Origin of the sequence: Faecalicoccus sp. (assembly GCF_036552745.1) — a bacterium.
In the GTDB taxonomy this organism is placed as follows: Bacteria; Bacillota_I; Bacilli_A; order Erysipelotrichales; family Erysipelotrichaceae; genus Faecalicoccus.
The window spans coordinates 1-17,086 of the sequence record NZ_JAXKBY010000024.1 but is presented as its reverse complement, the minus strand read 5'-3'; the positions used below and the strand labels follow the sequence as shown (position 1 = coordinate 17,086).

The window sequence follows — 17,086 nt, the reverse complement described above, 5'->3', positions numbered from 1 at the left end:
GTCTATAATCGTGAATCAATTCTTATGGATATAAGATTGTCTATAACTATGATGATGATACTGGATTTGAAATAGACAACTAAATCATATTAATTTTATGTGTAAAATATGTATAATTATGTTATAAGATTGTTATAGATTCATGAAATATTTAAGAGGAGAAAGTATATAACAAACAAGAATTTGTATATTGCGAATATCGTAAGTGGTGGTTTGATGATATTGATGGCACTGATCTGTTATTCCGGCGTGGGGAATTTATCCAACAGTGGATCTTCATGGTCGGATTATGCATCAGCCTTATCGAATTCTTTAAGTGGTTTGAGCTTTGCCTGCATATTGTATTACATTGATTTACTGCTGGTGATTTTATTAGTCATTGGCTGGGGATTAAAGATTTTCTATTTCAAAGAGAAAAAGGAAATGACTGTGATTCCTTTTGTGATTAGTGTGGTAGCTTTATTGTTTGAGATCTATGGGGTTTCTACGGTCAGTGCTCTTTCCAGTGTCGCAAGAATGGATTTTGGTGGTATGTTATCTTCTGCCTATAATCTTCAAAACATTGAGTCCATGAAAATTCCGTTTATTATTTTATTTCTTGCGCATATCTCGTATTTGATTGTTGCCATCCTCTTTATGCGTATGGATAAAAAAGGGGAAAGTGTGAATAGTACAAAATTTGAACAGGGAACAGAAAATTTAATTAAGAAGCTGCAGTCATTTGCCAAAGATCCAAAGGGTAAGAAAACATTGATTGTTATTGTATCTGTGTGTGTCGCTGTTTTAGTAGGATGTGTAGGCTTTGGTTTATACAACATGTTTAAAAAGACACCTCTTGATCTTGTTTCCGATGTCCAGGTAACTTTCTCCGGCTATGATGGTGAGGGAAGTGCAACGGTAGAAGGGACTGCGGATTATGATCATACCAATGCGAATATTACTTCATTTATTTATGGTGTAACTTATGAAGTTGAAAATAATGGTGAACTATCAAATGGGGATGAAGTTACAATTACAGCCAATTATTCTAAGGAAACGGCCAATAGTTTAAAGTTGGATGTTACTAAAGCCTCGAAGACGATTGAGGTAGAAGGCTTAGAAGAGAGGTGTATCGCACCTGGGATGATCTTTCTAAAGAAGATCAAAAAACGGTGTTAGACAGAGCCTATGATAAAGTAATGAAAAAGGCAAAGGATACAACGTATCAATACTTTGGAAAAGAAACAATTACCGTAAATTCATTGAATCAAATCGCAGCTTACTATACATATGCAAAGGGAAGTGGAGAAGGCTCTTTGAAGCTGATTTATAAAGCAGATATTACTTCAACATATGATGGTGATACGGTTAATCATGTAGAGTATTATATGGCTACTGCATCGGGCTTAAAACCGACAAAAGATGGTATTGGAAAGATCAGCGTGGATGTATCTTATTTGTATTCACAGGATGATAGTGAGCAGGAAGCCATCGAGGATGCCGAAGACTATCGTGTAGATGTAGAAGATAAGATCGATATTGAGAAATAAAAAACTTGAAAAATCTTAATGAAATCTTTATACTGCATTTCGTGGAAAGTAAGTAGGAGATGTGTATGGAGAATATTCTTGGAATTGAAAAGCCGTCAAAGCTGTTAAGAAGTTTTGCGATTCCCAGCATCATTTCAATGCTGGTAAGCTCATTATATAATATTATCGATCAGATTTTTATCGGTCAGGGTGTTGGTTATTTAGGGAATGCGGCCACCAATGTTGCGTTCCCTTTAACTACGATTACACTGGCTATCTCGTTGTTGATTGGAATCGGATCGGCTTCTCGTTTTTCTCTTTATCTAGGTGCTAAAGAAAACGATAAGGCAAGACACGTGATTGGAAACGGAATCATGGCTATGTTGATCAGCAGTGTGATCTATGTGATTCTTGTGTTCTTGTTTCTGACACCTTTGATGCGGGCCTTTGGGGCTACAGATCGTATTTTGCCTTATGCCCTGCAATATACTTCGATCACGACATTAGGAGCGCCGTTTTTGATCGGTACTAATGTTCTCAGTAATATGATTCGTGCCGATGGCAGTCCAAAATACTCTATGGCTTGTATGTTGGTTGGTGCTGCCATGAATACGATTCTGGATCCGATCTTTATCTTTATTTTCGGCATGGGTGTGGCCGGGGCTGCCTGGGCGACTGTGATCGGTCAGGTTGGTTCGTTTGTGGTCGGTGCGATTTACTTAAAAAACTTTAAACATGTTCAACTGGAACGAAAAGACTTCCGTTTTTCTCTTCATCAAACGCTGGAAACGGCGGCTATCGGTATCAGTGCATCGATCAATCAGTGTGCCATTCTTGTCGTGCAGATCGTTTTAAATAATTCACTGGTATATTATGGTCAGTTTTCCGTCTATGGACAGGATATTCCGTTGGCAGCCTGTGGAATCGTGATGAAGGTCAATTCGATCTTGATGGCCGTAATTATTGGGATTTCACAAGGAACACAGCCCATCGTTGGTTTTAACTATGGTGCTAAATCGTATGAAAGGGTACGTCAAACCTTGCGGCTATCTTTAAGCTATGGTTTGGCTGTTTCGATCATTGGCTGGGCTTGTTTTCAGTTATTTACGGCACCGATCCTTTCCTTGTTTGGAACTGGCGATCCATTATATTTTGAATTTGCCATACATTTTATGAAGATCTTTTTATCCCTGACTTGTGTGATCAGTATTCAAATTATTTCCTCAGGTTATTTTTCAGCGGTTGGTAAACCGTTAAAAGGTATGGTGCTTTCTTTGACAAGACAGGTATTGTTCTTTATACCGCTGGTCTTGATCCTACCTCATTTTTTAGGCTTAGATGGAATCATGTACAGTGCGCCGGTTGCGGATGGCGTAGCCTTTATCGTTTCCCTGATTTTTGTCTTACGGGAATGGAAGCATTTAAAACGTCTGGAAATAGAAGGATAAAGCAGCGAAACACAAAACGGTTTACATATTGTTTTGATAGGCTTATAATGATGTTGTGAAAATAAATAGGCAACCATTCGACCTATTGTTTGACTCGTATAATGGAAATTATACGAGTTTTTTCTTTGGGAAATACCCAATTTTTTAGGGGAGTGTGGTATCATAAAGATATGAAAAAGATGGATCAAGTTAAGGGCAAGCTGATTGTTTCCTGTCAGGCTTTGCCGGAAGAACCGCTGCATTCTTCCTTTATTATGGGCCGTATGGCCGTCGCAGCAAAACAAGGTGGCGCCAAAGGAATTCGTGCCAATAGTGTGAGTGATATCATTGAAATCAAAAAACAGGTAGATTTACCGGTCATTGGTATCATTAAGCGCAACTATGGCGATAATCCGGTTTACATCACACCGACAATGAAGGAGATTGATGAGTTAATGGAAGCCGGTCCGGAAGTAATCGCTTTAGATGCGACTTGTCATGTACGTCCGGATGGAAAGACATTGGATGAATTCTATAAAGATATTCGTGCTAAATATCCGGAACAGCTTTTGATGGCGGATTGTTCAACTTTGGATGAAATGTTGCATGCCGCTGAATTAGGATTTGATTTTGTCGGTACTACTTTGGTAGGATATACCGAAGAATCAAAGGGATTGCATATTGAATCCAATGATTTTGAAATCATCCGTGAACTGGTTTCTAAGATCGATCGTCCTATCATTGCCGAAGGAAATATCGATACACCGGAAAAGGCAAGACGTGTTTTGGAGATTGGTTCTTACAGTGTAGTTGTAGGTTCCATCATTACGCGTCCTCAGGTCATCACAAAAAGATTTGTAGATGCGATTCAATAAAAGACCTTTTAGAGGTCTTTTTTGTTATAATGGGGATATTGGAGGTGCAGTATGTTAACCAAAGAACAATGTGAAGTGATTCTTTCGCGTTGTATGCAAAGTGAAGCGGATTTTGCGGAGCTTTTTGAAGAAGATACGACCAGTGAAGAAATCTCAATGTTAAATGGTGATGTCGAAGAGATGAACCGTGTGGTTCGTGCGGGCATTGGAATTCGTCTGTATAAAGGTGTACAGTCCGTTTATGGATATACAAATGAGTTGGATCAGAATACAGTTTTTGCGCTGGTGGATGATTTAAAAAGCGCTTTGGGTACAAGTAATCAGGAAGTAACAATCCGTCTAACGGAATCGGTGATTGAAAATCATCATCCGATCGTCAAAAATCCGATCGAAGCCTCTTTAGAGGAAAAGGTAGCGTTGTTGAAAAGAGCGTATAAAGCAGCTAAAGAAGCAGATGATCGCATTGTAAAAGTGACCGGCTCTTTAAGCAGTGTGCGCCAGAAGGTACAAATTTCCACCAGTGAAGGAAAATTTGTCAAGGATACACGAACTCGTGTGCGTATGCCCATCACAGCTTTTGCGCAGGATGCTTCTTCTATGCAGTCCGGAAGCGACAGTCCGGGAGCCAGTCAGGGATTGGAATTCTTTGATCAGACCACACCGGAATCGATTGGAAAAGAGGCCGCACGCACAGCATTGGTTTTATTAGAGGCAAAGGACTGTCCGTCAGGAAAAATGCCGGTAGTCATCGATAATGGCTTTGGTGGAGTTATTTTCCATGAAGCCTGTGGTCATTCTTTGGAGGCCACATCGGTTGCGAAAAACCAGAGTGTCTTTACCGGAAAGTTGAATGAAAAGATTGCCAGTGATTGTGTAACGGCTATTGATGATGGTACGATTCCGGGTGCCTGGGGCAGTGAAAATATCGATGATGAAGGAAATCCTCAGTTTAAACGTGTCTTGATCAAGGATGGTGTTCTTCAAAGCTACATGATTGATCGCTTAAATGCCAGACGCATGCATATGGGAAGTACCGGTTCCGGTCGTCGTCAGTCGTATAAATTTGAGCCGACATCTCGTATGTCGAATACGTATATTGCGCCGGGAAAGGATTCTTTTGAAGATCTGTTTACCGGTATTCAAAAAGGATTGTATGCCAAAAAGATGGGTGGCGGCAGTGTCAATCCACAAACCGGGGAGTTTAACTTTGCGGTCAACGAAGGCTATATGATCGAAAACGGAAAGATCACGTATCCGGTAAAGGGCGCATCCTTAATTGGAAACGGAAAAGATATCTTGATGAACATCGATAAAGTCAGCAACAATCTGGAAAGAGCACAGGGGATGTGTGGTTCGGCTTCCGGTAGTATTCCGGTCGATGTCGGACAGCCGGCTATTCGTGTTTCCAGTATTACAGTAGGAGGTACGGCAAATGAATAGACTGCCGTATGATACCTACTTATTTTAGTAAAATTTCAAGCTGTATATCTTCGGATGTACAGCCTTTTTCGTAGTACATGACTTTGATGAATGATTTTAAAAATATATTGACATTTTCAGCTGGTAAAGATGGATCACTTAGCATATCTATCGCTTTATGCAATGAGGCTATTTTTTCTTTTGTTGGCTTGACAGAACTTATGATTTGCTCTACGTTTTTCTTTTCGTTGAGAAGTGTTTTTTTATCTTTCTCTATCAATTCATTACGGTTCATAAATACATCTTTAGTGTAGATTCCGTTTTCTAAAAAGTCATACAAGCGATTTTGTTTTTCCTCTAAGTTCTCTAATTTTAGATCAATTGCTTTGATCATTTTTACTTTTTGATCCATTTCGCTTTCATCATTACTGGTAACTTTAATTTCAAAGTCTTCCAGCTTTTCTTTCAGTCCTTTTATGACAGCATCAATTACAGCATCCATATAGACGGATCTATTTTTACAATATTGAGTTCGACGACAAAAATATCTAGGTCTTTTTCCTTTTATCGTTTTACGTTCTACAGAAGATCCGCATTTCTTACATTTCAAAAGTCCAGCAAGTGGATTTTGTAAAACTTTAGAAGATTTGACTCTAGGAGCTCTGTGTTTTTCCTGAACTAGGTTGAATGTTTCTTCATCAATAAGAGCTTCGTGTGTATTTTCTATGACTAAATATTCCTGGTTACAGATGCGTTTAGATACTAGATTTTTCCCATCGACTCTTTTTATTGTTTTTGTTTTTTGCCAACAAAGATGACCTAGATAAACTTTATTTTGTAATATTCTATTAATATAGTCCGGGAGAAAATGTTCTGCTTTTCTTGGCCGTGCTCCCATTGCTTCTATCTCGTTCCCAATACGCCTAGCACCGACACCTTCAGCACTTCTTTTAAAAGCATATGTAACGTATGGGCCTTCAATCGGATCAACAACCAATTTTTGATGCTTTCCCTCCACTACTTTTTTATATCCATAAGGTGGTACAGGCCAAATATAGTTATTTTCTAATAACACGGATTGTTCACGTCCTCTGGCCATAATTTCTTTGATATAGTCCAAATATTCCGATCCCTGCATCAGTTCATTTTTAATGCTTTTCTCATCGTATTTATCAGATAAATCAAAAGACTTTCGAGGAGTAACAATTAGAGTATTGGTATATTTGAAAAGTCGCAATATCGTACCACAGTCAATCAAATCTCCACGGCTCAATCGTTGTGGGTCAACAACCAAAACACCACGGCATTCTTTATCTTGCATTCTTTCGAAAACATGATTGATTTCAGGGCGATCGTCAATGGTCTCACCGGAAACTACTTCTCGATATATATTTTCTTCCGGTATTTTGGCTTTGTAATTTAATAACGCATAGTTTTGCAGTATTCGTTCATGCTTGGCTAAAACTTCATCTATACTTTCATTTGGATCGTCTGCACGAGATTTACGTAAGTACATGATATAGTAAAACATAGTACCCATCCTTTCTTTTTATATCTAAATTTGGTAAAATGGGTACAGAAAAAGCATATATCGTGGTAGATAAACTTTTTCTGTACTGCAGATATGTGGTGTATCTGCATTCTGTCATATCCTCTCAGGTGGTGCTGAGAGGATTTTTTTATTGAAATGAATTAAGATTTATTAGTTTTGAAACAAAATCATTTGGTAAGCTAAGCATTTCCAATACGTCTTTTCCATTCATAAATCTATATTCCGCATAGGAACTAAATAGATTTATTATTTCGTTTAGGAATAATATCCTATGATCTTTGTATAAAATAGCATATAGGGCAATAATTACTGCAAAAATATCGTTTCTTCCTATTCCGTTTTTATAGTCTGTGTCTGTTATTTCTCCTCTGGCAATTTTCAACACCTGTCTTTTAGGTAATTCTTCTGTGATGTAATTTATAAAGATTTTATTTCCGTGAGCAATATTATTTCGGTATTTACGTAAAATAGTTAATCCCTTATTTAAAAATTCTTTCTTTTCATCCGAAGAGAAATGTATGTTCTTAAATAGAACTTCAGCCACAAATGTCTTATCATATCCTTTCAAAATTTCAAACCATTTGATCGCTGCTCCGAAAGGAATGTCATTAACAACAATCCAACAGGGAATATGGTTATGGTTGTTTTTATAATGACACACACTTTCATTTGCGCTATTTTGAATCTTTAATTTTATATCCCTAAGGATCTGTTGAGTTTCAAGTTTTGATCTGTAATTCTTCCGATATAAATAATCATTGGGATTGGTATTTTTTAAATCGTTATAATCTGTGAAAACACCGTATTTCTCAGAAACTATGTAAGATATTGATGACTTTAAAGCTTTTTCTACATATATGATGTATTTGAAAATAATATTGTTGAGCGATGTCTCAAAATTATAGAGAATATATAAATCATCAAATTCAATAGGTTCAATAAATTTATCAGATTTATCTCGTTCATATAAATCTTTATATCCATTAACTAAGGAGTAATATGATATAGTAGAAAGCTTAATTCGCGCCGAGTTTCTATCGGGTATAATTATATTTCTTGCTTCCAAAAGATTCAAAAGTTCATCGTATGTTTTGAATGGCTTATCAAAGGACGATGTTTGAGTACTCATAAAAGTAAAAACCTCCTTCTCTATGAAAAGGAGGTTTAAACTAGGCACATGAATTGCGCCCACTTCCGTTCCTTTTCATTATATAAGTTATGCCTGTTTTTATCAATACTTTTTTACATAGTCACCAACATGAATCTCTTTATCATCTTTATATTCAGTTAACGGCTTGATGTCTTCTTCGTTAATATTTAATTTTTCAGCCACTTTATATTCAACGTTGGAGAACGAACTTAAAATCGCATAACTTGAAGATTTTTTGGTCACTATTTTCTTGCAGACAGAGTAATTTTTTGACGTTTGAACTACATCCAGTGTTTCTTTTATGTTTTCATACGGTCCCAATGAATTTCCTTCTAAGTCTGTTAATTCATCAAATACTGTATATATCTGAACTTTATCACCTACCGTTAAATCTTCTTCTCCAACATCGATAATTAATTCTTTATTGCTAATGATTCTTACTACGTTGCCTAAATAGTTCTCGCCTTTGTTTACTTCCATTTCTTTTATCCTCCTGTAGATTTTATAAATTGCGCATATTTAATTCTAGATAGCCGATTCTTTTCATAATTTTCCGATGACCTTTCCCATACAGTGAACTTCTGAATTCTCATTCAAGTCAATATTTCCGAATTCAGGATTCAATGAATGTAAATATCCATTCTGAGCCTCTTTGATCAAAGCCTCGCCATCTACTAAATAGATACCAACTTCACCGATATCAACTTGATCCTGTTTCTTAACCAATACTAAATCCCCATCCATGTATTCCGGCTCCATACTTTTTCCATCAACCTTTAAAACATAATCTGCTTTTCTTGTTTTTGGAGTGTCCGGAACCATAATCGAACTTTCGTCTATATCGTCGGGTAAGTAATTTCCAACACCGGCGCTAGGTGAACATCCGTATAAAACTTTAGGAATCATTGGATATGATTCTTCTTTCATAGATTCTTGTTTTTCGTATTCATATTGCATATCCAGAAAAGAATCAGCCATTTTCTTTCCGTGTTCGCTTAATGAGCGATATTTTTTTATATGTTCTTTTTCTTCTATTGAAACAACAAATTGAGTTGTATTTCTCATTTCATCTTGCCAAAGGAAGTTTGCATCAATATTTAGTGCATCCATTATTTTTTGAACAGTAGCCATATTTGGCTCACTATTTCCTTTTTCATATCCAGTAAAAGTTGATTTTGCTACTCCAATTATATTTGCAATTTGCTTTTGAGTTAAATTAGCTGCTAATCTAGCTTCTTTTAGTCTATCTTTAAAAGCCATGTAAATCACCTCAATTCTATTTACATCTTCATTATATAGTCACTATATTGAATAATCAATACAAAAAGTTTGATAAATTCAAACTTTTATAAAGAAAAATATTGACAAAGTCGAATTACTCGACTAATATATGATTGAAAGTTGAGAAAAGCAAACTTTCGAGAAGGGAGGTTGATTAAATTGAACAAAATAGCCAAAGTTAATCATCCTGTAGTTAAGAATATAGTTAGGGTGATTAATGATAAAGGGTTCAAACAAAATGCAATTGCAGAGAACGCTGGAATGACACCTCAGGCATTATGTGACGTTATTGGAGATCGTAGAATTTTAAAAATTAATGAAATTGTGAGATTGGCTGCAGCCTTGGGCGTAGATGTTAGCGAACTCTTCAAAACAGATTAGGAGGTGGAGAGATGGAATCGACATTTAAAAAACTAGTAATCGACAATGAAACTGGAGAATGTACCTTAGATGGATTAGATCTGAATAAAGAACCAATCACATATTTAAAACTTGAATTTAAAGAAGGTCAATACGAACTTTATTTAAATTTTGAAACATTAAGCAGACAGAAAAAATAGAAGGAGTTCATTAGAACCCCATCTGTTGATTGATTAGTTTTGTTATTACATTAGCGGCTACATCACTGGCAATTGATAAAGAAGCGGATGAAAATTTCGAAAGTATTCCTTTTGTTTTATCCCAAACATTATCATCACGAATATTATCTAAAAATTGATGTCCGTCCCAAGTTAAAGAATCTACAAAAAATACTGATCCACCTATAAAAGACTTTATCTTGGCATTTATATATCCTGCTTCATTTAGCTTTTGGATAGTATATGTAATCTCTTCGTTAGAATAGTTTGGAATTGAAAAATCGCTAATTTGTAAATCATCTTTTATCGTAGTTTTATCTTCAATTTCAAGTAATACTAATCTAACTAAGTCGTGATCGAGTTTCATTATTTGCCCTCCTTTCCAAACTCATTATAGCAAGGACTGGAAAAAACGAAAGAATCAAGAAACTAATAAAGAACTCTTCAAAACAGATTAGGAGGTGGCGGAATGGAAGAGAAAAAGGAAGTCAAAATATATATCAAAATTGAAAATAAAGAAGAGATTGAGAATTGGGTGCATGGGTTGGTTGAACAGCTACACGATGCAAGTTTAGGGTTCGTAAAAGTCAGTAGAAAGTTAGTAGTTGATGGAAAAGAAATCGAAGAAAGTAAAACACCATTATCTTTTACTGCTAAATCAGAATATGGGGAATATAAACATTCCTTAAACCCTGAAGAGATACCAGGCCACACTTTTGATTATAAGCCTTAGGAAGATAGATATATGGAAACAATCACACTGCTAATCAATATAGGTACACTGGTATGTCAAATCATGATACTAGTTGCGCTTGTTCGTTCGGAAAACAAATGATTTCTTTTTAGAGAATACCGACAAAAATCGATTTGTTTTTACAGTGATTTCCAACTTTCCAGAAAGTTCAGGGAAGTAATATCTAAAGTCTATATCTGAGTTAGGTAATAAAGTAATCGGCTCATCTAACATAATCGGATCAGCGTCAAGCACTGGATAAGTTTGGGTGATGCCTAGCGGACTGGTCAATGAATACGTTGGCCCTTCATAATCCAAAACAGGATCTACTACTTTTTCATTTGATTTAAAGATGATGGACTTGATTGTAATTGGGACGTTGGAAACGTTTAACAAAGTGAAATCTATACATGGATAGTCATAGGATTTCAAATCACATTCAAATCCTTCGATTTGGATACGAGGACGATTAAAACGTCTTGTGTACCAAACGCTATAAAGAGCGACAAGCAAAGCTAACATGGAAATAAGGGTATCAATAGAAATATGGATGTCCATAAGATTACCTCGCAATCTATAAAAATTCTAACACGAAAGGGGATGGTAATAATGAACAAACTGCCTGAAAAAGATTTTATCCACACAGAAGCTTTCGAATGGGTGAATCGAACTAAAAAGGTAATCAAGGAAGATCCGAATATAACGATTGTAATTGATCAGAAAGTAGGACTAGTTGGATATGTCATTCTAGGATGCTTTATCGCTATGAGCCTGATTACAGTCATTATGGGGTCTGTTGCTGCATTTGGTTTTATCTTTGGATGAAAGGAGTAATGAGATGATTAATGTAACTGTGATTCCATCGAACGATCCACCAGAAGTAGTAAGGAAAAGATTGGAAGAAGCGGTAAGAGTTTTCTTCCTATCCGTTGAAAAAGAAAAAGCGCCTACTGCCGACCAAAGCAAGAGCGCTAAATAGTGGATTCTTTTAATAATCCAAGAACATTTTATCACAGAGAAAGGAAATCTACCACATGAAGGAAAAGAGTTTTACAATAGAACAATTTAAAGAGGCTTATCAAAAAGCTACTGTTTCTGAGGCTGCAGAATCTTTTAAACAAACAAAGGATATTGAAATAGGAATTGCTATGACGTTTATGTCCGTAATTCTTATAAAGAAAACAGAAGAAATTCTATTGGGTGAAGAAGAAAAAGCGCAATCACCGGCAAAAGTAGAGAGCGCTCAATAGTGGATTGTCTTTTTAATCCACTTCTATTTTAACACAAAAGAGAGGAGAAAAACATATGCAAAAAGAAGGTAACGTATCATGACCCTCGATGTATTTAGAGCTAAGCGCCTGTATTTCTCAGCTGAGGCGTTCCTGACCGATATGGGACGTCAACCGATAAAAAATGACTGGATCTACAAGATGGACGGACGGCCAATCGTGCAGTCCAAGACCTACCCGGCAGGCGGTGGAAACGGAACGAGCGTAACGCTTGGCCGAATCAAAGGTACCCACTTTTGGGTGTACCCCGAATGGTGCAAGAAAGAAGGAGATTAAAAATGTTTAAAAAAGAACCAATAACAATTACGGAAGAACAGTTTATTAAGGCAGCGGCGAAAGCCACGGAAAAATTTTTCGATGAAACGAAAGACCTTGAAATCATATTGCCGATGGGAATTATGGCCTCCTTTATTTCACGTGAATTATTCCATGCGGGGGAGGGACAGACTGATGGCAATGTGGAGGCTTAACTATGATCGACGATGTACTTGTTGATGTATTGAGACGTACCGGAAAGATGTCAAGAGCGGATCTTGTCAAGGCGCTCAACATTAAGTCCAAGCATCCGGACCGACAGCTCCGCAACATCAAGGAGCGAGTCAATCTCGGTACCGGTCGATTTGCCAACACACTGATCGTTGGCTTTAGTGACCGCAAGGGGTTACAAGCTCGCCGACACCGAGGCGGAGCTAACGCACTTTATAATCGAGACCAACCGTCGGCTGATGTCATTACAGGCGCAGCTCAGCAAAGCGTGGAGGATGAGAGAGGAGATTCGAAATGCGAACTGGGGACGGTAAACATATAGCCTTGTCTATTACGCAACCACTTATCCCAATCATCAAAGACCATCCAAACAAAATGGAGGTCATCATTAAATGTCCGTACTGCGGACATGAGACAAAGGTTGGACTGACTTATATGATCAGTGGCTTTGTAGGATGTAAAAGCTGCTACTTCGAAGAGGGTGGACTATTTGATACAACGATATATCTCAAGAGTTTTGATTATCTGTCTTACATAGATGGTCAATTTTACAAGGATGGTTACTTAGCCAACAAAAAGAAATGGAAAGAAAGGAAAAAGAAAATTGAACAACAGTACTAAATCCCTACGGGGGGGGGATTACTAAAGATACTGGATAAGCAGTATTTACCGGATGCGGAAGCGCTGCATCTGATACCCCAAATATATCAGTCTCAACCGGAAATCCTAATGGGGCTGATCTACATTTACAACTATGGCCGGATACGAGGTATCCAGGCAGAAAGAGAAAGGAAGAAAAAATAATGGATCAATTAGTAGTTAAAAGAAATACACGGCCGGAGCAGACGCTCCGTAAGCCGTTGATGATCAGTGTGGATCTGTTTGACAAGATCCAGGATATTGCCAAAGAGACAGGCTACGTCAAAGGAGCTTTAGGTGATATACTGATAGATTTTGCGCTAAAACGTTTAGTGATTGAAGACAATGAGGAGGACTAGAGAGATGGATATCAATTTAAAAATTACAGCCGATGACAAGGCTTTGGAGTTTAGCCGTAAATTGTCAAACTTTTATGCCAATCTCGTCGTATCGGGATTTGTAGCGGATGAGAAAAAGGAGCATATCGCAAAGGTCGATAAGACCGCCGAAGTGGAAAAAGAGGAAGAACCGGACAGACCTTGGGAAACGATCGAGCCAGATCCGATCAAGGTGGATGAGGCACCGAAGGAAGAGCCGGCTAAAAAGTACACAACAGAAGAGATCCGTGCGGCTGGGGCAGACTTTATCAAGCGAAAAGGCAAGCCAGCATTTAAAGTCTTGCTGACACAATATAACATCAATAAGCTGACGGAGTTACCGGAAGAGAAGTACGCAGACTTTATGGAGGATTGCGACAATGCCAGATAAACATGCGACCTTATCTGCCTCTGCATCCCATCGATGGCTGGAATGTACACCATCGGCATTACTCGAAAAAAATGTACCGGACACGACCAGCGAGTTTGCGCAGGAAGGTACAGAGGCTCATAAGCTGGCCGAAAAGAAACTCAATGGTTGGCTCAAGTCCGGCAAAAAGAGCAGTAGGTTTAAAGCTCTCGATGGTGAGATGCAGGAGTGTACAGACGCCTATCGTGATTACGTCATCGAAGTGTTTAACGAGGAAAAAGCCAAGACTCCGGATGCGCAACTGCTCATCGAGCAAAAGCTTGACTTTAGCCGATGGGTGCCTGAGGGATTTGGGACTGGCGATGCTGTCATCATCGGTGACGATACGCTCCATGTCATTGACCTCAAGTACGGTAAGGGTGTCAAGGTCGATGCGGTTGGCAATACCCAAGCTCGGCTCTATGCTGCAGGTGCCTTAGATACCTTCGGTTTGCTTTATGGTTTTGACAAGGTCCGGGTACATATCTATCAACCTCGTATCGATAATATCTCAACTGCGGACTATACCGTTGAGGAATTGGAAGAGTGGATGGACAAAGAGGTCAAACCAAAAGCAGAGTTAGCCATCAAAGGCGAGGGCGAACAAAAGCCGGGTGACTGGTGCAAGTTTTGTAAAGTAAGAGGCAACTGTGAGGCTCGTATGAAAGCCAACACGGAAAATCTAAAAGAAACAGGCTTTGCCAATGAACCGGGTCTGTTAACACAGGAACAGATTGAACAGGCCCTGCCGATCCTGGACGAGATCATCAGCTGGGCAAAGGATCTACAGCAGTATGCCTTAGATCGGGCCCTAGAAGGCACCAAGTTTAAAGGCTTTAAGGTTGTTGAGGGACGATCCAATCGAAAGGTGTTGGACGAGCCTGGACTCATCGATGCGCTCCACAAGATGGGGTATGGCGATGACGTCACCATGACCAAGCCGAAATTAGAAACGATAACCACATTGGAAAAGCGTATCGGCAAGAAGCTCTTTACCGGTATCGCTATGCCATACATCGGCAAGCCGAAAGGCAAGCCAACGCTCGTTCCGGAGAGCGATAAAAGACCGGAATATGACAGTGCCGCAAATGACTTTGCGGAAGATTTGAAATAAGGAGGAAACACACAATGTCAGTAAAAGTAAAAACAGGAGAAGTAAGATTTAGCTTTTGTCATCTATTTGAACCGTATGCGTTCCAGGAAGGACAGGAGGCCAAGTATTCGATGGCAATTCTGATTCCGAAAACGGACAAAAAGACAATTGAGGCCATCAAAGCAGCCTACGAACAGGCCAAGCAGGAAGGCGTTGAGAAATACGGAAAAGCCTTTGCTAGCAAGGCCAGTCCATTGATTCGTCCGATTGGAAGCAACTACGGACTGTTACGTGACGCCGATCAGGACGAAGAGTTGTCAACCGATGGAAACTATGCAGGACATTACATCATGAATCTGAAAAGCACTAAGGCACCTCAGGTCTTATCACGCGAAACAGGCAAGGGCACCCTTTTAACAAAAGACAACGGCGGGGAAGACATCGTTTACAGCGGCTGCTATGGAAAAGTATCGCTGAGTGTCTATCCGTACTCCAACGTACAGACCGGTATCTCGGCATCTCTGAATAACGTCTTAAAGACCAGAGACGGGGAACGATTCAGCGGCTGGACTTCGGCATCCGATGACTTTGCGGATGAGTTCAAAGGCGAAGACTACGATGACGATCTGCTTGGATGAGTCGAGTATTACATATCGATTTAGAGACGTACTCGGACATCGACATCGGCAAGTGTGGGGCGTATCGCTACGTCGATAGCCCCAACTTTGAAATCTTACTGCTTGCCTATGCCTACGACGATGATTCGGTAACTGTCATTGATCTGGCGCAGGGAGAACAAATACCGAAAGACGTACTTGAGGATATCGCCGATGAGGGCATTACCAAAGTAGCTCATAACGCAGCGTTTGAAAGAATCTGTTTATCTAAGTTTCTCAATACTCATTTAGATCCAGAGGCGTGGCACTGCACAATGGTCCATGCTTTATCACTAGGCTTACCGGCATCACTGGCTGATGTCGGTAAGGCCCTCAATCTTGGCGAGGACAAGCAGAAAATGGCGGTTGGAAAAAGGTTGATCACTTATTTCTGCAAGCCGTGTAAGCCGACACAGGCCAATGGGCAACGGACAAGGAACTATCCCCATCATGACCCGGAGAAGTGGGATCTCTTTAAAGAGTACAACCGTCAAGATGTGGTCACGGAACAAGCCATCTATGATCGGCTCATGAAGTTTCCTTTGCCGGACAGTGAGCAGATACTGTACTGCCTGGATCAATCAATCAATGATTACGGCATCGGGGTCGATACAGAGCTAATGACTAACGTCATCGGTTACTCCGAAGAGTATGAGGCGGCTCTTAGAAAAGAGTGTGAAGAGCTCACAGGCGGAATCAATGTCCACTCCATCGTGCAGCTCAAGCAATGGCTGAGCGAACAGGAGGGGCGACAGATCGACAGTCTGACAAAAGATGACGTTGACCAACTGCTCAAGTTAGACCTCAAGCCTAGCTCAAAGCGCATCCTGGAGCTGAGACAAGAGACGGGCAGGACGTCGGTCAAGAAATACGAGGCTTTCGAGAGATCCATCTGCAGTGACGGACGCATCCACGGAGCTTTTCAGTTTTACGGCGCAGGACGTACCGGACGATGGGCGGGTCGACTGATCCAGCCACAGAACTTCCCTCGTAACGCTTTTGAGGATATCGCCTTAGCTCGTCAGCTGGTCAAATCCAAACAATGGGACGAGATCGAAATGCTATATGGCTCGATGAACGATGTATTTTCCACACTGATACGAACACTCATCGTACCGCCGGAAGGGATGACCTTTGCTATTGCTGACTACTCAGCCATTGAGGCTAGAGTGGTCGCATGGATGGCCGACGAGAAATGGCGACAGGATGTATTTGCCAATGGTGGCGATATCTACTGTATGTCAGCCACACAGATGTTCGGCGTGCCGGTCGAAAAGCATGGCCAGAACAGCCATCTCCGTAAAAAAGGTAAGGTAGCGGAACTGGCCTGTGGTTATGGCGGCGGTGTCGGAGCCTTACGAAAGATGGGCGGTGAGCAAATGGGTCTGTCTGAAAAAGAGATGGATGACATCGTCAAAAAGTGGCGGCGCTCAAGTCCTCACGTGGTCAAGCTATGGAGAGAGTTAGGCGATGCCGCCATTGAGGCCATCGATACCAGGCTAAGAGTCAAATGCCGTCATGGCGTCAGTTTCAAGTACGCCAAAGGCATCCTGTTTATGCAGCTGCCGTCCGGACGATCACTGGCCTATGTACAGCCCCGATTTGACGGTAGGG

General features: G+C 39.8%; 26 protein-coding genes. 20 read left to right on the top strand and 6 right to left on the bottom strand.

What is annotated here, in order from left to right:
- The first annotated feature begins 183 nt into the window (after positions 1–183).
- From U0M88_RS01215 to U0M88_RS01195, 5 genes are all read left to right on the top strand, one after another.
- Positions 184–1,158 carry a hypothetical protein gene (locus tag U0M88_RS01215; RefSeq protein WP_331868654.1) on the top strand — a complete coding sequence of 325 codons (975 nt, stop codon included), beginning with the start codon at positions 184–186 and terminating at the stop codon, positions 1,156–1,158.
- Positions 1,107–1,529: a hypothetical protein gene (locus tag U0M88_RS01210; RefSeq protein WP_331868653.1), complete on the top strand. Its 423-nt coding sequence runs from the start codon at positions 1,107–1,109 to the stop codon at positions 1,527–1,529. The genes U0M88_RS01215 and U0M88_RS01210 overlap by 52 nt, the downstream gene beginning before the upstream one ends.
- A 65-nt stretch (positions 1,530–1,594) precedes the next feature.
- Positions 1,595–2,956, top strand: a complete 1,362-nt coding sequence (locus U0M88_RS01205; RefSeq protein WP_331868652.1) for an MATE family efflux transporter — start codon at positions 1,595–1,597, stop codon at positions 2,954–2,956.
- Between the two features lie 179 nt (positions 2,957–3,135).
- A complete protein-coding gene (locus U0M88_RS01200; protein WP_420913462.1) occupies positions 3,136–3,810 on the top strand; it encodes an N-acetylmannosamine-6-phosphate 2-epimerase in 675 nt (224 codons plus the stop codon).
- A 51-nt stretch (positions 3,811–3,861) separates the two neighbouring features.
- Complete coding sequence (locus U0M88_RS01195; RefSeq protein WP_331868651.1) at positions 3,862–5,250, top strand: TldD/PmbA family protein; 1,389 nt, start codon at positions 3,862–3,864, stop codon at positions 5,248–5,250.
- Positions 5,251–5,269: 19 nt separating this feature from the next.
- On the opposite strand, the gene U0M88_RS01190 is transcribed toward U0M88_RS01195, so the two are convergent.
- The 4 genes from U0M88_RS01190 to U0M88_RS01175 form a co-directional block, all read right to left on the bottom strand.
- The gene (locus tag U0M88_RS01190; RefSeq protein ID WP_331868650.1) at positions 5,270–6,760 is read right to left on the bottom strand and encodes a recombinase family protein; all 1,491 of its coding nucleotides are present in this window, start codon (positions 6,758–6,760) and stop codon (positions 5,270–5,272) included.
- Between the two features lie 148 nt (positions 6,761–6,908).
- Positions 6,909–7,910, bottom strand: a complete 1,002-nt coding sequence (locus U0M88_RS01185) for an Abi family protein (RefSeq protein WP_331868649.1) — start codon at positions 7,908–7,910, stop codon at positions 6,909–6,911.
- A 102-nt stretch (positions 7,911–8,012) separates the two neighbouring features.
- Positions 8,013–8,411, bottom strand: a complete 399-nt coding sequence (locus U0M88_RS01180) for a hypothetical protein (RefSeq protein WP_331868648.1) — start codon at positions 8,409–8,411, stop codon at positions 8,013–8,015.
- 63 nt (positions 8,412–8,474) lie between these two features.
- Positions 8,475–9,191 (bottom strand): helix-turn-helix domain-containing protein, encoded by a 717-nt coding sequence (locus U0M88_RS01175; RefSeq protein WP_331868647.1) that lies wholly within the window; start codon positions 9,189–9,191, stop codon positions 8,475–8,477.
- A gap of 180 nt (positions 9,192–9,371) precedes the next feature.
- Here U0M88_RS01175 and U0M88_RS01170 point away from each other — a divergent pair, with 180 nt between their 5' ends.
- The gene (locus tag U0M88_RS01170; protein ID WP_331868646.1) at positions 9,372–9,593 is read left to right on the top strand and encodes a helix-turn-helix domain-containing protein; all 222 of its coding nucleotides are present in this window, start codon (positions 9,372–9,374) and stop codon (positions 9,591–9,593) included.
- A gap of 11 nt (positions 9,594–9,604) precedes the next feature.
- A complete protein-coding gene (locus tag U0M88_RS01165; RefSeq protein ID WP_331868645.1) occupies positions 9,605–9,772 on the top strand; it encodes a hypothetical protein in 168 nt (55 codons plus the stop codon).
- Between the two features lie 10 nt (positions 9,773–9,782).
- Here U0M88_RS01165 and U0M88_RS01160 read toward each other — a convergent pair whose 3' ends face one another.
- Entirely contained in the window at positions 9,783–10,157 is a 375-nt protein-coding gene (locus tag U0M88_RS01160; protein ID WP_331868644.1) for a DUF2513 domain-containing protein, read from the bottom strand.
- Positions 10,158–10,259: 102 nt separating this feature from the next.
- Here U0M88_RS01160 and U0M88_RS01155 point away from each other — a divergent pair, with 102 nt between their 5' ends.
- Positions 10,260–10,523, top strand: a complete 264-nt coding sequence (locus U0M88_RS01155) for a hypothetical protein (RefSeq protein WP_331868643.1) — start codon at positions 10,260–10,262, stop codon at positions 10,521–10,523.
- A 69-nt stretch (positions 10,524–10,592) separates the two neighbouring features.
- Here U0M88_RS01155 and U0M88_RS01150 read toward each other — a convergent pair whose 3' ends face one another.
- Positions 10,593–11,081, bottom strand: a complete 489-nt coding sequence (locus U0M88_RS01150; protein ID WP_331868642.1) for a hypothetical protein — start codon at positions 11,079–11,081, stop codon at positions 10,593–10,595.
- 51 nt (positions 11,082–11,132) lie between these two features.
- Here U0M88_RS01150 and U0M88_RS01145 point away from each other — a divergent pair, with 51 nt between their 5' ends.
- From U0M88_RS01145 to U0M88_RS01090, 12 genes are all read left to right on the top strand, one after another.
- On the top strand, positions 11,133–11,348 hold the full coding sequence (locus U0M88_RS01145; RefSeq protein WP_331868641.1) for a hypothetical protein: 216 nt from the start codon (positions 11,133–11,135) through the stop codon (positions 11,346–11,348).
- Between the two features lie 13 nt (positions 11,349–11,361).
- Positions 11,362–11,502 (top strand): hypothetical protein, encoded by a 141-nt coding sequence (locus tag U0M88_RS01140; RefSeq protein ID WP_331868640.1) that lies wholly within the window; start codon positions 11,362–11,364, stop codon positions 11,500–11,502.
- A gap of 55 nt (positions 11,503–11,557) precedes the next feature.
- Entirely contained in the window at positions 11,558–11,773 is a 216-nt protein-coding gene (locus U0M88_RS01135; protein ID WP_331868639.1) for a hypothetical protein, read from the top strand.
- A gap of 141 nt (positions 11,774–11,914) precedes the next feature.
- Positions 11,915–12,088 carry a hypothetical protein gene (locus U0M88_RS01130; protein WP_331868638.1) on the top strand — a complete coding sequence of 58 codons (174 nt, stop codon included), beginning with the start codon at positions 11,915–11,917 and terminating at the stop codon, positions 12,086–12,088.
- A gap of 2 nt (positions 12,089–12,090) precedes the next feature.
- Positions 12,091–12,282, top strand: coding sequence for a hypothetical protein (locus tag U0M88_RS01125; RefSeq protein ID WP_331868637.1), 192 nt, complete (start codon positions 12,091–12,093; stop codon positions 12,280–12,282).
- 2 nt (positions 12,283–12,284) lie between these two features.
- Complete coding sequence (locus U0M88_RS01120; RefSeq protein WP_331868636.1) at positions 12,285–12,620, top strand: hypothetical protein; 336 nt, start codon at positions 12,285–12,287, stop codon at positions 12,618–12,620.
- Entirely contained in the window at positions 12,593–12,919 is a 327-nt protein-coding gene (locus U0M88_RS01115) for a hypothetical protein (protein ID WP_331868635.1), read from the top strand. The genes U0M88_RS01120 and U0M88_RS01115 overlap by 28 nt, the downstream gene beginning before the upstream one ends.
- Before the next feature lie 182 nt (positions 12,920–13,101).
- Positions 13,102–13,296, top strand: a complete 195-nt coding sequence (locus U0M88_RS01110) for a hypothetical protein (RefSeq protein ID WP_331868634.1) — start codon at positions 13,102–13,104, stop codon at positions 13,294–13,296.
- A 4-nt stretch (positions 13,297–13,300) separates the two neighbouring features.
- Positions 13,301–13,705 (top strand): hypothetical protein, encoded by a 405-nt coding sequence (locus U0M88_RS01105; RefSeq protein WP_331868633.1) that lies wholly within the window; start codon positions 13,301–13,303, stop codon positions 13,703–13,705.
- The gene (locus tag U0M88_RS01100; RefSeq protein WP_331868632.1) at positions 13,695–14,837 is read left to right on the top strand and encodes a DUF2800 domain-containing protein; all 1,143 of its coding nucleotides are present in this window, start codon (positions 13,695–13,697) and stop codon (positions 14,835–14,837) included. Before U0M88_RS01105 ends, U0M88_RS01100 begins: the two co-directional genes overlap by 11 nt.
- Before the next feature lie 14 nt (positions 14,838–14,851).
- Entirely contained in the window at positions 14,852–15,454 is a 603-nt protein-coding gene (locus tag U0M88_RS01095) for a DUF2815 family protein (RefSeq protein WP_331868631.1), read from the top strand.
- Positions 15,451–17,086: DNA polymerase (locus U0M88_RS01090; protein WP_331868630.1), on the top strand; the 1,636-nt coding region annotated here is incomplete at its 3' end. The genes U0M88_RS01095 and U0M88_RS01090, both read left to right, overlap by 4 nt.

Excerpts from the sequence above, each read along its gene's own strand:
- U0M88_RS01175 (WP_331868647.1), bottom strand. The coding sequence starts at position 9,191 with ATGGCTTTTAAAGATAGACTAAAAGAAGCTAGATTAGCAGCTAATTTA.
- U0M88_RS01200 (WP_420913462.1), top strand. The coding sequence starts at position 3,136 with ATGGATCAAGTTAAGGGCAAGCTGATTGTTTCCTGTCAGGCTTTGCCG.
- U0M88_RS01180 (WP_331868648.1), bottom strand. The coding sequence starts at position 8,411 with ATGGAAGTAAACAAAGGCGAGAACTATTTAGGCAACGTAGTAAGAATC.
- U0M88_RS01160 (WP_331868644.1), bottom strand. The coding sequence starts at position 10,157 with ATGAAACTCGATCACGACTTAGTTAGATTAGTATTACTTGAAATTGAA.
- U0M88_RS01105 (WP_331868633.1), top strand. The coding sequence starts at position 13,301 with ATGGATATCAATTTAAAAATTACAGCCGATGACAAGGCTTTGGAGTTT.
- U0M88_RS01165 (WP_331868645.1), top strand. The coding sequence starts at position 9,605 with ATGGAATCGACATTTAAAAAACTAGTAATCGACAATGAAACTGGAGAA.
- U0M88_RS01155 (WP_331868643.1), top strand. The coding sequence starts at position 10,260 with ATGGAAGAGAAAAAGGAAGTCAAAATATATATCAAAATTGAAAATAAA.
- U0M88_RS01185 (WP_331868649.1), bottom strand. The coding sequence starts at position 7,910 with ATGAGTACTCAAACATCGTCCTTTGATAAGCCATTCAAAACATACGAT.
- U0M88_RS01190 (WP_331868650.1), bottom strand. The coding sequence starts at position 6,760 with ATGTTTTACTATATCATGTACTTACGTAAATCTCGTGCAGACGATCCA.
- U0M88_RS01145 (WP_331868641.1), top strand. The coding sequence starts at position 11,133 with ATGAACAAACTGCCTGAAAAAGATTTTATCCACACAGAAGCTTTCGAA.
- U0M88_RS01095 (WP_331868631.1), top strand. The coding sequence starts at position 14,852 with ATGTCAGTAAAAGTAAAAACAGGAGAAGTAAGATTTAGCTTTTGTCAT.
- U0M88_RS01130 (WP_331868638.1), top strand. The coding sequence starts at position 11,915 with ATGGGACGTCAACCGATAAAAAATGACTGGATCTACAAGATGGACGGA.
- U0M88_RS01115 (WP_331868635.1), top strand. The coding sequence starts at position 12,593 with ATGCGAACTGGGGACGGTAAACATATAGCCTTGTCTATTACGCAACCA.
- U0M88_RS01120 (WP_331868636.1), top strand. The coding sequence starts at position 12,285 with ATGATCGACGATGTACTTGTTGATGTATTGAGACGTACCGGAAAGATG.
- U0M88_RS01195 (WP_331868651.1), top strand. The coding sequence starts at position 3,862 with ATGTTAACCAAAGAACAATGTGAAGTGATTCTTTCGCGTTGTATGCAA.
- U0M88_RS01135 (WP_331868639.1), top strand. The coding sequence starts at position 11,558 with ATGAAGGAAAAGAGTTTTACAATAGAACAATTTAAAGAGGCTTATCAA.
- U0M88_RS01140 (WP_331868640.1), top strand. The coding sequence starts at position 11,362 with ATGATTAATGTAACTGTGATTCCATCGAACGATCCACCAGAAGTAGTA.
- U0M88_RS01110 (WP_331868634.1), top strand. The coding sequence starts at position 13,102 with ATGGATCAATTAGTAGTTAAAAGAAATACACGGCCGGAGCAGACGCTC.
- U0M88_RS01125 (WP_331868637.1), top strand. The coding sequence starts at position 12,091 with ATGTTTAAAAAAGAACCAATAACAATTACGGAAGAACAGTTTATTAAG.
- U0M88_RS01205 (WP_331868652.1), top strand. The coding sequence starts at position 1,595 with ATGGAGAATATTCTTGGAATTGAAAAGCCGTCAAAGCTGTTAAGAAGT.
- U0M88_RS01150 (WP_331868642.1), bottom strand. The coding sequence starts at position 11,081 with ATGGACATCCATATTTCTATTGATACCCTTATTTCCATGTTAGCTTTG.
- U0M88_RS01100 (WP_331868632.1), top strand. The coding sequence starts at position 13,695 with ATGCCAGATAAACATGCGACCTTATCTGCCTCTGCATCCCATCGATGG.